This window comes from Tatumella ptyseos (genome assembly GCF_030552895.1).
Classification (GTDB): Bacteria; Pseudomonadota; Gammaproteobacteria; order Enterobacterales; family Enterobacteriaceae; genus Rosenbergiella; species Rosenbergiella ptyseos_A.
Genome location: NZ_CP130649.1, coordinates 2276610 through 2290127 on the forward strand (window position 1 = coordinate 2276610; position 13518 = coordinate 2290127).

The 13518-nt window shown below is 43.7% G+C and carries 14 protein-coding genes; 8 read left to right on the forward strand and 6 right to left on the reverse strand.

Features of this window, described 5'->3' with window-relative positions:
- Positions 1-40: 40 nt before the first annotated feature.
- Genes QJR74_RS10870 through QJR74_RS10880 form a run of 3 tightly spaced genes read left to right on the forward strand, consistent with a single transcriptional unit; the run spans position 41 to position 2825 of the window.
- Positions 41-1375, forward strand: a complete 1335-nt coding sequence (locus tag QJR74_RS10870) for a lipopolysaccharide biosynthesis protein (protein ID WP_304371878.1) — start codon at positions 41-43, stop codon at positions 1373-1375.
- A gap of 9 nt (positions 1376-1384) precedes the next feature.
- A complete protein-coding gene (locus tag QJR74_RS10875) occupies positions 1385-2212 on the forward strand; it encodes a hypothetical protein (protein WP_304374027.1) in 828 nt (275 codons plus the stop codon).
- A 43-nt stretch (positions 2213-2255) separates the two neighbouring features.
- Entirely contained in the window at positions 2256-2825 is a 570-nt protein-coding gene (locus tag QJR74_RS10880; RefSeq protein WP_304371880.1) for a YtfJ family protein, read from the forward strand.
- A gap of 45 nt (positions 2826-2870) precedes the next feature.
- On the opposite strand, the gene spt is transcribed toward QJR74_RS10880, so the two are convergent.
- The 4 genes from spt to QJR74_RS10900 are packed head-to-tail and all read right to left on the reverse strand — an operon-like array spanning position 2871 to position 6990.
- Positions 2871-4043, reverse strand: a complete 1173-nt coding sequence (gene spt, locus QJR74_RS10885) for a serine palmitoyltransferase (RefSeq protein WP_304371881.1) — start codon at positions 4041-4043, stop codon at positions 2871-2873.
- The gene (locus QJR74_RS10890) at positions 4043-4291 is read right to left on the reverse strand and encodes an acyl carrier protein (protein ID WP_092678101.1); all 249 of its coding nucleotides are present in this window, start codon (positions 4289-4291) and stop codon (positions 4043-4045) included. The genes spt and QJR74_RS10890 overlap by 1 nt, the downstream gene beginning before the upstream one ends.
- A 27-nt stretch (positions 4292-4318) precedes the next feature.
- Positions 4319-5236, reverse strand: coding sequence for an NAD-dependent epimerase/dehydratase family protein (locus QJR74_RS10895; RefSeq protein WP_304371882.1), 918 nt, complete (start codon positions 5234-5236; stop codon positions 4319-4321).
- Positions 5233-6990, reverse strand: a complete 1758-nt coding sequence (locus QJR74_RS10900) for a fatty acyl-AMP ligase (RefSeq protein ID WP_304371883.1) — start codon at positions 6988-6990, stop codon at positions 5233-5235. Before QJR74_RS10900 ends, QJR74_RS10895 begins: the two co-directional genes overlap by 4 nt.
- Positions 6991-7609: 619 nt before the next feature.
- Between QJR74_RS10900 and QJR74_RS10905 the strand changes: the two genes are divergently transcribed.
- A complete protein-coding gene (locus QJR74_RS10905) occupies positions 7610-8734 on the forward strand; it encodes an N-acetyltransferase (RefSeq protein WP_304371884.1) in 1125 nt (374 codons plus the stop codon).
- An 80-nt stretch (positions 8735-8814) separates the two neighbouring features.
- Positions 8815-9174, forward strand: a complete 360-nt coding sequence (locus QJR74_RS10910) for a diacylglycerol kinase (protein ID WP_304371885.1) — start codon at positions 8815-8817, stop codon at positions 9172-9174.
- A 61-nt stretch (positions 9175-9235) separates the two neighbouring features.
- Here the strand turns inward: QJR74_RS10910 and QJR74_RS10915 are convergent, their stop codons facing one another.
- Entirely contained in the window at positions 9236-9967 is a 732-nt protein-coding gene (locus QJR74_RS10915; protein WP_441007612.1) for a hypothetical protein, read from the reverse strand.
- A gap of 20 nt (positions 9968-9987) precedes the next feature.
- Entirely contained in the window at positions 9988-10716 is a 729-nt protein-coding gene (locus QJR74_RS10920) for a hypothetical protein (protein WP_304374029.1), read from the reverse strand.
- A 434-nt stretch (positions 10717-11150) separates the two neighbouring features.
- On the opposite strand from QJR74_RS10920, the gene QJR74_RS10925 reads away from it, so the two are divergent.
- From QJR74_RS10925 to QJR74_RS10935, 3 genes are all read left to right on the forward strand, one after another.
- A complete protein-coding gene (locus QJR74_RS10925) occupies positions 11151-11867 on the forward strand; it encodes a thymidylate kinase (RefSeq protein ID WP_304371886.1) in 717 nt (238 codons plus the stop codon).
- Between the two features lie 65 nt (positions 11868-11932).
- The gene (locus QJR74_RS10930) at positions 11933-12673 is read left to right on the forward strand and encodes an aspartyl/asparaginyl beta-hydroxylase domain-containing protein (protein WP_304371887.1); all 741 of its coding nucleotides are present in this window, start codon (positions 11933-11935) and stop codon (positions 12671-12673) included.
- Between the two features lie 210 nt (positions 12674-12883).
- The gene (locus QJR74_RS10935) at positions 12884-13510 is read left to right on the forward strand and encodes a carboxymuconolactone decarboxylase family protein (protein ID WP_304371889.1); all 627 of its coding nucleotides are present in this window, start codon (positions 12884-12886) and stop codon (positions 13508-13510) included.
- The last annotated feature ends 8 nt before the right edge of the window (positions 13511-13518 follow it).

The following is a 13518-nucleotide window of genomic DNA, read 5'->3' on the forward strand; positions in this document are numbered from 1 at the left end:
TTCCTAATCGCTATTCAATACTGTCTTAGAGTTGGTCTTAATGAAAAATTGGTTTTCAGACGGTGCTTTCCGCACTATCCTTCGAAACAGCGTCTATTTACTGTCTGGTAACGTAGTCAGTGCTTTACTAGGACTCTTAGCACTATCTTGCGCAGGTAAAGGAATGACCCCCCAGTTATTTGGGACCTTAGTTGTCATCCAGTCCTATACCAAAGCTATCAGTGATTTTGTGAAGTTCCAAACGTGGCAGTTCGTCGTCCAATATGGTGCTCCCGCGCACACGAGTGGTAATTACCAACGTCTGCGTGATGTAGTGTCGTTCTCTTTTGGTCTTGATATAGCCAGTAGTATCGTTGCTATTGCCGGCGGTATGTTGCTCCTGCCATTCCTCTCACATTCTTTAGGTTTGGATGCAACCTCCTTTAAACTGGCGCTACTCTACTGTACGTTAATTCCGACCATGGCGTCCTCGACGCCGACCGGGATTTTAAGAACCCTAGATAGATTTGACCTTATCGCCATCCAACAGGCCGTCAAACCCCTATTAATCGCTATCGGGAGTTTGATTTCCTATTTTGGTCATCTGGGCTTTGCGGGATTTGTCGTCTCGTGGTATTTGGCTAACCTTTTTGGCGGCTCTTTATTCTGGTGGTTCGCCCGACAAGAGCTAAAAAGAATAAACCTACATAACGCACTACGACCTTCACTCTTCAAAGCGAGTAAACGTATTCCGGGATGTTGGAACTTCGTTTGGACAACTAACTTCGCCCACTCTATTTGGGCAGCCCAAAACTCATGTAGCACACTACTGGTCGGCATTTTTATCGGTCCCAGCGCAGCCGGTCTCTTCAAAATTGCGATGACTTTCTTCGATGCAACAGGAACCCCCGCAAAATTATTGGAGAAAAGTTTCTACCCCGAAATTATGCGTTTAGATCCGCGCACCGCTAAACCATGGCGACTAGGGATCCGTTCATCTCTCTTTGCAGGAGGTTTGGGCTTAATTATCGCGTTGATAGTCTACGCTGCCGGTGGTTCAGTCATTGCTTTCGTCTTTGGCCAAAAATATTTGGAAGCCTATGGCCTAATACAAATTATGCTAGGTGCGATTGTTATTTCAATGATGGGCTTTCCTCAAGAGTCATTACTCTTAATGGCGGGTAAACAACGCGTTTATTTGGGCGTACAAATTATTGCCGCCGGGTCGTATATCCTCTTATTGATGTTATTATCCCATCTTTATGGTGTAGAGGGTGCTGCTGTCGCCTATTTAATTGGGCAATCATCAGAGGTTATTCTTACCCTCTTCCCGACACTCTTAGCTTATCGTCGGCGAAGTTCGCTGATTTATCATAAACCGCTTGAGACAACATAAATGAATAGTATGAGTTGGAAAAAATACCCTCAAGAGGTCGTCGATCGCTTATTTTTAGCGATTGACGAAGACGACGTAATTAATAACGAAACGACAGATTTACCCGCGATAGAACTCGGCACTTCGCAGCAAAATATTAGGGATTATTATGCATTATGTTTACAGCTGTGGGAGGAAGGCTTTACCCGCCAAGAGTTGCTTGGACTGATCAATCAACTTTTAGCCGGTCAAGATCTGACTAAAGCACAGCGTAAACAATATAAATATATTCGTGCTCGGTACAAACATTTGCGGTTTGCCCAGCGACTATATAGTCGTCACCACGATGCAGACAAGATCTTTAAAGCCACAACAGTTTATTTAGGTCACCTACAAGACGGCTTTAAAAATGGCGACAAAAAAAGCATTCAGCATTACGGAAAAATTCTGAGACTATTGTTGAGTCGTCCAGTCTGGAATTGGGTTAAACGCTCATTAAACCATCTGCAAGTTGATAACGAAGCCGGTTATAACCATTATGTCTCCGAGCAAATGAGTCAACTGGCTAAGATGATAAATAAACCGATGGTGACAGGCACTGAATTCCACGATATTAGGAAAATTGTTAGCCAGCAAGTCTCTTTTTTCGATACCCAACGTTCCATCGAAAATAACACGCCTCGTATCTACGCTATCTCACGTTTTTTGGCCAATATTAATGGTCTGATGGGTGATAAACACGATGAAATGGTGGCCGATAAATTATCAGGCACTCGTGAATATGAAACATTAGCGCCTTTAGATAGTCATATCCGCGATTGCCTGGAACAACTTGTGGGGAAAATTGTCAGAGCTTAATAATACTTAATATTCATTAGGCTCACTGATTGAGGATAGAAAGATGACACGTCAATTTGTCGCAGTATTACTATCACTGCTCCCTACCCTCGCGATGGCCAATAATTTTATTATTGGCCAACCAGTAAAACCTTTATCGGTGGCCGATAAGGGTCAACTTGTCCTTAATAGTAACACCATTACCTATCAACCCTGGAGTAGCCAACAGTTGTTAGGGAAGGTTCGGATCATTCAATACATTGCGGGTCGAAGTTCAGCCAAGAAACAAAATGGCGATATGATTAAAGCTGTTAAGGCAGCACAGTTGCCTACAGCTTATTTTCAGCCTGTAACAATAGTTAATGCAGATGACGAATTATTTGGTACCGGATTATTTGTAGAGGGAAAAATTGAGAAGAACCAACGTAAATATCCTTGGGCTCAATTTGTCATCGACAGCGACGGTAAGGGTAAAGCGCTTTGGCAATTACCTGCGGCGTCATCAACTATCATTGTCACAGATAAGCAAGGTAAGGTCCGTTGGCAAAAGGATGGCCCGATGACGGATGCTGAAGTGAATCATGTGATTCAACTACTGCGTCAATTAGTCGCCCAACAGACGGGAAGCGCCTAAAAAGTGATTGCCGTAATTCCTAACTTAAAGAATTACGGCAATTTTTTACGCTTTTAGCTCTGCAAAAGCACGAATAATGGCATCGATTTGCTCATCACTGTGCGCAGCGTTAACGCTACAACGTAATAATGTCATACCGAATGGTGCCGCAGGAGGGAGAACCAAATTGACATAGACTCCCTTCTCAACCAAAGCACGCCACATCTCTAGTCCCGCTTCTTTAGATTCGATCATCACAGGAACAACGGGGCTCACTCGCTCACCAAGTTTATAACCAAGATCAGCAAGGCCTTTATAGAGGCGATGCGCGTTACGCCATAATTTCTCACGTAATGCCGTTGAATGACCAACCTGCCGTAATGAGGCTCTTACTGAAGCAATACTTGCTGGAGACGGAGATGCTGTGAAAATATAAGGTCGGCTGCAATAGCGTAAAACATCGAGCTGTTTACCGCCTACAGCAAATCCACCAATCGCAGCGAGACTCTTCGAGAAGGTTCCCAAAATAATATCGATATCGGCTTCGACACCCAGTTCTTCAACCAGCCCTCGGCCTTTTTCGCCCATCACGCCAAAGGAGTGTGCTTCATCAACTAAGATGTAACCACCGTAACGACGCTTTATATCGACAATCTCTTTTAGCGGTGCGACATCACCCAGCATGCTATAAATACCTTCAACGATGATGATCGCTTCTTTCGCTTTCTCACCCAAACGTTGCATACGGCGTTCAAGGTCTTTAGCATCGTTATGGCGAAAACGAATAATTTGCGCGCCACCTAATGCACACGCATCGTAGATGCTGGCATGCGAATCTTCATCGATGATCACCACAGCATCCGGCGTAGCTAAGGCACTGATTACGCCCAAATTTGCGGTGTAGCCCGTAGAGAAAACAATCGCGGTTGGTAAATCGAAAAATGCTGCGATTTCTTGCTCTAAAGCTAAGTGTGATCCAAAGGTACCGTTCGCCATACGAGACCCCGTTGTTCCGGTCCCTTGTAAACGTAAGGCCTCCTGGCTCTCTTGAATGGCTTGCGCATCAAAAGTTAGACCGAGATAGTTATTTGACCCTGCGAGGATAATTCTTTTATCGCCGATACGTCCTTCAGTCGCTGAATAGATTTCATCGATACAGGTTCCGAAAGGATTGATACCCTCTACTTGGAATTTTTGACGCTCTTCAACAAAGCGAGTGAACTTGTCATATAAACCCATTATTGCTCTCCAATCAGGGGTTCAATGGCTGCGACGAGTTGTTCTGGTGTTTTCACATTCATTAGGATGTTGATTGGGATTGAGATATCAAGTTCATCTTCCAACATCATCAGTAAACGCATTACGTTGACTGACTCTAAACCAAGATCATTAACTAAATCACTATCAGGTTTAACAGTTTTACCTTCGGCTACAAGTTGTCCAAGACAATCTATAACATAATCGAGTAGCTGCTGTTTATTTTCCATTGCCATCTTTTTACCTAAAAATGTTAATCAAAATAGTCCGTCGCGTAATGCGCGTTCTAACCTTATGTTCGGGGTCCAGCCAATATCACGAGTTATCATCTCGTTGGTTGCTGACCAGTTTTTATGCGTTAACTCACCAATCTTGCTATGCGTTAACATCGGTTCTTGACCGGATAAACAACTAAATTGAGTCGAGAGCGTGGCGATTATTTTCAGTAACGGTAGCGGGACTTTTATCAGTTTGACCGGTTTGTTTCGAATAGATTGGCCAATCGCTTGTAAATCTTGCCAATGGTAGCTTGACGGCATCCCGTCACACAGTTCGTAAGGGACGGAGTTCTCAACTTTCGCTTCAATCCATTTTAGTACCGCTTCTGCGAAGTCATAAACATGCAGAAAAGATAACTGTGTCGCTGAAGAGCCGGTTTGCGGTAGTAAACCGCGTAACAGCCAAGAGAATACTGGGTGGAGTTCTTTATCTCTAGGACCATACACGGCAGTAGGGCGAAAGATACCTAACGATACGCGAGAAGCTTGCGCCACCAATTGCTGTTCCGCAGTGGCTTTAGAGTGGGCATACCACGAAAGTTCTGGATGACGAGCAGCCAGTGAAGAGATAAAGAGGTATCGCTTACAGCTAACGCTATCTTCTGCGGCCCGAAGTAAACGTAAACTTCCTTCAACATTTGCCTGCGTAAAGGTTGAGATATTTTTACCTCGCACTTGGCCTGCACAGTGGATAACGACATCAGCCCCGGTAACTAATTCGGCCAGTGAAGCCTCATCTTCTAATGACCCTCGTACCCATGTCAGACCGGCTGTGGTCGAATAATGAGAAGGCGAGCGCGTCAGCGCTCGCACTTGTAGCCCAGCAGATAACAGTTTCTCGACAAAGTGCGAACCGATAAAACCCGTTGCACCTGTCAAGGCAACAGTTTGGATCATTGCTTATTTCCAGCAAGTTGTAACTGAGGCTCGAAATGTTTATTTAAATACAGTTTTTTGGCTTCTGCCCGCGCAGGCTTACCGGACGAAGTCCGAGGAATACTGTGTGGTGGAACCAAAACCACATCAACTGAGACACCAAATTCATTACGAATACGCGATGAGAGTGAATGAACGATCTGTCCACGGCGTTCAGTAGAGGTCACGCGGCACTGAATCTGCAGAATAATTCTTTCGGCATCATCGTGTTCTTGATTGGTCATAAAGGCGATTGCATCGCCGGTACGCACTTCTGGTTCAGCTTCGGCCATATACTCAATATCTTGTGGCCAGATATTACGCCCACGGATGATGATAAGATCTTTTTTACGCCCAGTGATATAGAGATTACCGTCGAGTAAATAGCCAAGATCTCCGGTATCTAGCCAACCTTTATCTTGAATCTGCTGGTGCGACTCTTTATCGCGAAAGTAACCGCGCATTAAGCTTGGGCCGGCAATACAGATATGGCCGATACTTCTTTCCGGAAGTGGCTCATCTTTTTCGTTACGGATAACAATTTCGTGCCCAGGCATCGCTTTTCCGCAGTTTACGAAAACCGCACGGGCAGCATTATCATCCGTTGGCGGCACAGCTTTACTTTCGTATTCTAGGATATAGCGATCAACCACGTTATAACGAGGTCCTGTTGCGTTATCGAAGAAACTGACCGCCAAAGTATTTTCTGCTAACCCATAACAAGGCATGAAGGTGTCTTCACCGAAGCCAACTTGACTAAAATGCTCGGTAAAACGGTCCAATAATCCAGACGGAATAGGCTCTGCCCCGACCCCGGCGATTCGCCAGCTTGAGAGGTCTAATTCTGCCAGTTCTTTCTCGTTGCTGCGACGCAGACAGATTTCATAGCCGAAAGGAGGAGCAACGGACACCGTACCTTTATTCTTAGTAATAAGTTTCAGCCATTGAATCGGGCGCATCGCAAAATCTTGCGTACGCAGATAATCCACCGAAATCTGTGTGGCGACAGGCGTCAACACAAAACCGACTAAGCCCATATCATGGTAGAACGGTAACCAAGAGACGCAACGATCATCTTTTTTTAGCTTGATGCCATCATGGCTAATAGCACGGAGATTAGCCATTGCGGAGGCTTGGGTCACAACAACACCTCGTGGAAAGCGGGTGCTGCCAGAGGTATATTGTAAGTAAGCAATGTCTTCTGCGGCGACCTGAGGTAATTCGCTGGTCGCATCGTAGGTGAGTTCAGCAAAGGCTTCGTGGCTAAGAATCGTCGGCGAATTGTAGTCACAGACGACTTCTTGCACCATTGGCAGCCACTCTTTACTACTCAACACTACAGAGGCTTGGCACCCATTAAGTAAACCCGTCAGTTTTTTGACGTAAGAAGCACTTTGGCCTATCCCCATTGGGATAGCGAGCGGTACGGCAATTAGCCCCGCATATTGACATGCAAAAAATGTTTCGACGAACTCAACACTGGTTTCTGCAATGAGTGCAACGCGATCCCCTTTAGTTAATCCTAAAGCAAGCAACTTCTTAGCACCCTTTACCGCATTAGTTTTGAGCATGCTGTAGGGTACTGCAGCCATCAGATTGTTACGGCGATCGTAAAAGTTCATGCCGGTTTCACCTAATGCTGCATAATCCAATGCCTCAGCTAGCGTTGCAAAATCTGCATAGCGAATTGGAAGTTGGTGATGGGATTGAGTTGCAAACGTTGTAGACGCTTCCATATAGTGGTACACCTGTTGATACTAATAGATATTGAGGAAGTTTAAGCTCCATATAAGAGAGCTCCCGACCAAAGTAGTAATTCAAGCATCTTCCAACCTACGATGTAACATCGCTGACTGCCCCCAATCCACTCACATCACTCATAAAGCGACGAGTTAGACGCATTGTCTCTAATAGAATTTAGCTTTCATGGTGCAGACGTAGGGTGTGTACTAACCGTTTGCTCAATGCTTACATGAAATTTTAGACAACAACGCTTAGGGTTTTAAGGGACTTACTCTGAAAACGCTCGGCAATTGTAAAGATCTTAAAATATCATGTCATAGGTAATATGTGCGTTCCACTACTTTTAATACTAAATTGCGCACTCACCGCTAATCTGTAACGTTTTCATTTAAAATCATAAGGTTCGTTACAAATAAGTAGTATGTCAGAATGTTTTCAGGCTAACCTTCAAAAATAAATTGACAATTACCACAGTGACTGTTTCGATATACTAACACACTGCCGAGTCTATAGCCTCCTCTTTCTTTATTGCTGCATGTTGCTGCGTCTCTTACCAGGGGCGTTTAAAGCGATCTGCTGCCAATTTAACAATTACTTGAAGTAATGGTATTTATGATCTCAATAGAAAAAGTTTCGTCCAAACAAGATCTGAAAGCCTTCATCAATTTTCCCTCTACGCTATTTGCGGGTGACGAGAATTGGATCGACCCATTATTTGTCGAGCGTGAAGAACATCTCTCTAAAAAGAATCCAGCCTCTGAACACGTTGTTTGGCAAGCTTGGTTAGCTAAACGCGGTTCTGAAGTCGTCGGGCGCATTACTGCACAAATCGATTCCTTACACCGAGAATTATATGGTCCCAACACGGGTCATTTCGGCATGATCGACGCGATTGATGATGAGGAGGTCTTCGCCGCGCTATTCAACGCCGCAGAAGAATGGCTTATTTCTCAAGGTGCTCATCAAATCACAGGCCCCTTTAGTCTTAATATCAACCAAGAAAGTGGTTTATTAGTCGACGGCTTTGATACGCCGCCCTCTGCGTTGATGACCCATGGTAAGCCTTGGTACGGCAAACACATTGAGAAGCTGGGATACAGCAAAGCTATTGATCTCATCGCCTATTGGATGAAGCGAACGGATCTTCACTTTGAACCGGGCCTTACCAAATTAATGGATAATGTTCGTAAAAGAGTGACCATCCGTCCGCTCAATCGTAAAATTTTCGACCAAGAGATGCAGATTCTTAGAAACCTGTTTAATTTAGGTTGGCAAGATAACTGGGGTTTTGTTCCTTTTACTGAACATGAGTTTGCTACCATGGGGCAACAGCTTAAATACCTGGTACCGGACGATATGATCTATATCGCGGAAATTGATGGTGAGCCTGCAGCCTTTATCGTCGGCCTACCGAATATCAATGAAGCGATTGATGGTCTCCAGGGCAAACTACTCCCTTTTGGATGGGCTAAAGTGTTATGGCGTCTAAAAGTTCGTGGCGTACGCACCGCACGAGTGCCATTGATGGGAGTTAAAAAGGAGTACCAATTCAGCCGAATCGGACCAATCATTGCTCTACTCTTAATCGAAGCCTTACGCGAACCTTTCCGTCGTCGTAATATTGATGCACTGGAAATGTCTTGGATTCTCGAAACCAATACCGGTATGCGTACTATTCTGGAACGTATTGGTGCTGAACCCTACAAAAACTATCGATTATTTGAGAAGAAGATTTAGTCAGAGTGGTGACTTGTCAACCTGGTAGCAACGAGATCGTCTCGCTTGCTACCCTTCAAACCTATTTAAGATAACTCATCATGTCGATTGAAAAAAAGACTGGTTTAAAACGCTTAATTTTCAGCATTAATAACTCTTGGTCGGGAGTGACTGACGCATTCAAAACCGAGGATGCTTTCCGTCATATTTTTATCTTTAGTACCCTACTGCTGTTAATATCCTTCACATTAGATATTTCTAAGACACAACACGTCGTACTAATTTTATGCAGCTTTCTGTTGATTATCATTGAATTACTGAATACTGCTATTGAAACAGTCGTTGATCGAATTTCATTTGAAATTCATCCGCTCTCAAAACGTGCAAAGGATATGGCGGGAGCCGCACAATTAGTCGCAATTGTAGCGACGCTATTAACTTGGTTGATCATTCTTTTCTAAATGCATGAGCCATTAGATAAAATTAGGGCGCTAGAGAAGTAATGCCTAACGCCCTGTTCAGCTATTTTATCGCTTTGACCGCAGCCACTACGCTGGCAAGCACCTCATCGTAGGGCTTTCTTGAATCCAAATCTAAGATATTCGCACCGTTGTAGGTAAGTTGTCGCATTACCTCAATCTTATCGCTTAGTTCTTGGTAACTATGATCAGGTTTACGTGCAAAAGCAGTCTCAACATCAATGTCCAAACGAATAATTAATTCTGGCTGATAGTTTGCTAATTTTTCGTAGATGACGACTTCACGCTTCGCCATCTCCTTGAGTAACCAACCCTTCACCCGTTCAACACCTAAACCTGGCCCGTCGTAATGAAATCCTGAAATCTCCGCTTGTGGGTAGCGATCAGCAATCACCAATACACCGCTTTCTGCCAAGGCTTTCGCTTTATGAAAATTAGAAGAACGCCAGCAAGAGAGCGCGTACATGATGAAAGCAGCCCATAAAGGGGGAGCTTCACTACGCATACTTTGGGTTTTTTCAGATTTTTTTGCTAAACGACGTTCAAGCCAGACGCCAATAATTGGCAGCTTTTTAATTTTATCACCATCTTCGCCTGAAATTAGCCCTAAGTAACGACGCTCAGTAGGTCTAATTTTCTGCATTGCTTTAATCAAGTCCGCAGTAATAGTCGATTTTCCCGAGCCGTCACAACCGACAATCGCGACCATACGTGGTACAACGATTGGCGTTGCTGAAGAGCAGGATGACGTCTGTGCGTCGGAATGAGTTGTCATAGTAGAGCTATTTACCGTTATCAGAGTGAGTTAGGAAGCGTAAAGGTCTGTTGAATGGCCTCTAGAGAAGCCTTGAAGACTTCTTCTTCAGGATCTCTACCACTTAATTCGAGAATGTGCGCACCATTAAAATGTAACGTTGGGATAACGCTGATCTTTTCGCGCAATGAAGCGATATCATGATCAGGTTTACGCGCATGGGCTGTCTGTTCGTCAATAGATAAGCGAATTAATAGTGCGGGTGGAAAGGATGCCATCCACTCATAAAGACGTTGCTCGCGCTTTCTTAGCATTTGAATCCAACGACTCCCCCCTTGCGCTTTACTGAGATGAGGGCCATCAACACGGAAACCTGCCACCTCAGCCTGCGGATAGCGATCGGTGACCAATAATACGCCTTCTTTAGCTCTGCGGAGCATCCGTTTAAACTTATAAGCACGCCAACAGGATAATAAAAAAATCACCGTTCCTTCAGCATTCCCCGGGGCGGTATTCGGTTTGTCATGAACTTTATCAGACTTACTTACCAGATATTCAGCAATCTTTTCCCCCACTACCGGTAGCTCGGTAATTTTCTGCTTGATAAAGCCTGAAGATTGTCCGAGATAAACTTCTTCTACTTGGGTTCTCAGCGCGAGAGTCTTGACCAATCGGTTAGCAAGGGTTGATTTACCTGATCCATCGCAGCCGGTGATAGCAACGACACGAATGGGGGTAGATTGTAAGGATGAAGTCGAATTATTCACAATCGCAGTTACACATTTTAGTATTCAATTTCGCCCTATAGTAGAGGATTTACGGCGCATTGTCTTCTCCTGCACTTTTTTACGACCAGCTAGCCACCTTTCTAAACACCTAACAAACCTTCCTCTGAGCCGTCATGGATACCTTAATTTAAGAGACTTCCCGCTATAATTTCTACGTAATACCATTAACGATATTAAACAGATTGCCGTAGTTAAAGGGAGGTTTGTTACAATTTTACTCTTTCCTTTCGTTTTCAATACCTAAAATGCAGCCTAAAATGCTCCCAATTAGAGTAATGTAGGTAAATTATCTGCGGTTCTTGTTAATGATCGCTGGGTTACCACACTTTCAGTGACAGACTGATTAAGTAATTTTGCTATTTTACCCTTAATGGATCACTATTCATCTTTTTTGAAGTGTTAAGCACGAGGTTTTTATGTACACCAAATCCACTCCGGTTATCGCGGTTATAGGTAGCGATGGGTCCGGTAAATCGACAGTCTGTGAGCACCTCGTGGGTACGCTTTCTGATTACGGCACAACATCTTATGTTCATCTTGGCAAACAGGCTGGTAATGTGGGAAGAGCGGCAGCTAATCTCCCTTTGATTGGGCGCTCCGTAGGAAATAAGATTGAAAAAACTCGAGTGAAGGTGAATAAAACTCATCACACAACACTTTCGGGATTAGTCGTTGGCATCTTCTTGATAAGACGGGTACGTCGTTTTCGAAATATGCTAAAATTACGTCAGCAAGGCCATATTATACTTGCGGATCGTTACCCTCATTTACAAGTCCCCGGTGCATATGACAGTCTTACACTGCCAACCACCCGATCGAAAAACCCACTAATCAATTGGATTGCTAAACGCGAATTCAATGCATTCACCTGGATGACACAACATCGACCTGATTTAGTTATTAAACTGAATGTATCGTTAGACGTCGCCTGCGCTCGTAAACCGGATCATCGCCGCGAGGCGCTGAAGAAAAAAATTGATATTACTCCTAAATTAGATTTCGGCGGTAAAAAGATCATTAATATCGATGCCGACCAACCCTTGGAACTTGTTCTTTCTCAAGTTGATCAATCGGTGAATGAATTTATGACGGAGCTAGGTTTTAAAAAAGTCATTAAAGGTGAAATCGCTTAAGTCAATTCCCATCATAATTAAAGGTGTCAATTAACTGATACCTTTAATTAAGGGATGACTTTTTTATGGCAGAATATGTGGCCAATCAGCGGCCTTTTACCCAACGTATCATTGTTTCCTTAGGTAAAAAAATTCTACGGTGGAGTGGCGAATTTGAATCTCGCCACTCATTAATTCCCTCGACACCCAAAATAGATAACCACCATTTCCCTTGGGTCGATAAACTCGAAGCGGCTTACCCTGATATTCGTGGAGAGCTGATTGAATTATTAAAGCACCCAGAAAAGATTCCCGCCTTCCATCAAATATCGCCGGATCAAAAAAGAATATCGACAGGCAATAATTGGAAAACTTTCGGCCTCTATGTATTTGGCGAGCGGATTGAGGGTAATTGCCTGTTATGTCCGCATACGGCGAAAGCACTAGAGGCTATTCCTAACATGCGTACAGCAATGTTTTCAATTTTACAGCCGCACTACCATATCGTCCCCCACCGTGGTCCTAGCCGAGCCATGGTACGAGTACACCTCGGACTTATTGTTCCTAAAAACCAACCAGAAAAGTTATGGATTCGAGTCGATAACCAAAGGTTATATTGGGAAGAGGGAAAGGTTATTATTTTTGATGATTTTTATGAGCACGAAGTGAGAAATGATACCGACGAACTTCGCGCGGTACTCTTCATTGATGTTGATCGCCCTATGGATAGAGTAGGCACTCTCGTCAATAAAGTTTTTTTTAACTTAATTAAAATTAGCCCTTACGTAAAACAACCGCTACGAAACTTGGCTAAGTGGAATCGTTAAAAAAAACTAATTAATTTTATAAATCTATATCTACCACTTTCACCCTAGCACTAGAATTAAGCCTCGTTAATTAGGTGAGATTTTACTTCACCTAATTACTTTGTGATTAATGAATTGTATACATAAGCACATCCCAAATTAAGTGGATAATTTTCTTCATCAAATCTATTACACTTTTGGATAATGTTAAAACTATCTAATGGAGTATTGATGATGCCGCCTTTACATCCCCTACAGCGAATACTCATTCCTATTGCTACTGCTACAGCCTTAGGGGATATGCCGAAATTAACTCAAGCTATTGAGCGAGCGCTTAATCAACAGCTCCCTATTTCAACAGCTAAAGAAGTCATGGTACATCTTTATGCTTATGTCGGCTTTCCTCGTAGCTTGAATGCCCTAAACACTTTACTTACCGTCGTTAAGGAGAGAAAAGAACAGGGTATCATCGATGTTGAAGGCGACTCGAGCTCAACACCAACCATTAATACGGATAGTTTACTCATTGGTACAGCCAACCAGACTACGTTGGTGGGACAGCCGGTTAAAGGAGAATTATTTGAATTCTGTCCAGCCATTGACCACTGCCTCAAAGCCCACTTATTTGGCGATCTTTTCCAACGACCACAATTATCTTGGTCTGACCGCGAATTAAGTACACTTTGTGCTTTAGCTGTTATCCCTGGAGTCACTAGCCAACTGAGAAGCCACTTTCAAATTAGTTTGCATTTGGGACTTACCGCCCCCCAATTACAGGAATTTATCATTATCCTACGAGAACACCACGGTGTGGACTGCGCTAATTCTGCAGAAAGAATTTTTCTCGAAATACTCTAATTCTGGAC

What these genes read in the sequence shown, in the direction of transcription:
- QJR74_RS10870 (WP_304371878.1), top strand. Translation starts at nt 41, where the DNA reads ATGAAAAATTGGTTTTCAGACGGTGCTTTCCGCACTATCCTTCGAAAC.
- QJR74_RS10875 (WP_304374027.1), top strand. Translation starts at nt 1,385, where the DNA reads ATGAGTTGGAAAAAATACCCTCAAGAGGTCGTCGATCGCTTATTTTTA.
- QJR74_RS10880 (WP_304371880.1), top strand. Translation starts at nt 2,256, where the DNA reads ATGACACGTCAATTTGTCGCAGTATTACTATCACTGCTCCCTACCCTC.
- spt (WP_304371881.1), bottom strand. Translation starts at nt 4,043, where the DNA reads ATGGGTTTATATGACAAGTTCACTCGCTTTGTTGAAGAGCGTCAAAAA.
- QJR74_RS10890 (WP_092678101.1), bottom strand. Translation starts at nt 4,291, where the DNA reads ATGGAAAATAAACAGCAGCTACTCGATTATGTTATAGATTGTCTTGGA.
- QJR74_RS10895 (WP_304371882.1), bottom strand. Translation starts at nt 5,236, where the DNA reads ATGATCCAAACTGTTGCCTTGACAGGTGCAACGGGTTTTATCGGTTCG.
- QJR74_RS10900 (WP_304371883.1), bottom strand. Translation starts at nt 6,990, where the DNA reads ATGGAAGCGTCTACAACGTTTGCAACTCAATCCCATCACCAACTTCCA.
- QJR74_RS10905 (WP_304371884.1), top strand. Translation starts at nt 7,610, where the DNA reads ATGATCTCAATAGAAAAAGTTTCGTCCAAACAAGATCTGAAAGCCTTC.
- QJR74_RS10910 (WP_304371885.1), top strand. Translation starts at nt 8,815, where the DNA reads ATGTCGATTGAAAAAAAGACTGGTTTAAAACGCTTAATTTTCAGCATT.
- QJR74_RS10915 (WP_441007612.1), bottom strand. Translation starts at nt 9,967, where the DNA reads ATGACAACTCATTCCGACGCACAGACGTCATCCTGCTCTTCAGCAACG.
- QJR74_RS10925 (WP_304371886.1), top strand. Translation starts at nt 11,151, where the DNA reads ATGTACACCAAATCCACTCCGGTTATCGCGGTTATAGGTAGCGATGGG.
- QJR74_RS10930 (WP_304371887.1), top strand. Translation starts at nt 11,933, where the DNA reads ATGGCAGAATATGTGGCCAATCAGCGGCCTTTTACCCAACGTATCATT.
- QJR74_RS10935 (WP_304371889.1), top strand. Translation starts at nt 12,884, where the DNA reads ATGATGCCGCCTTTACATCCCCTACAGCGAATACTCATTCCTATTGCT.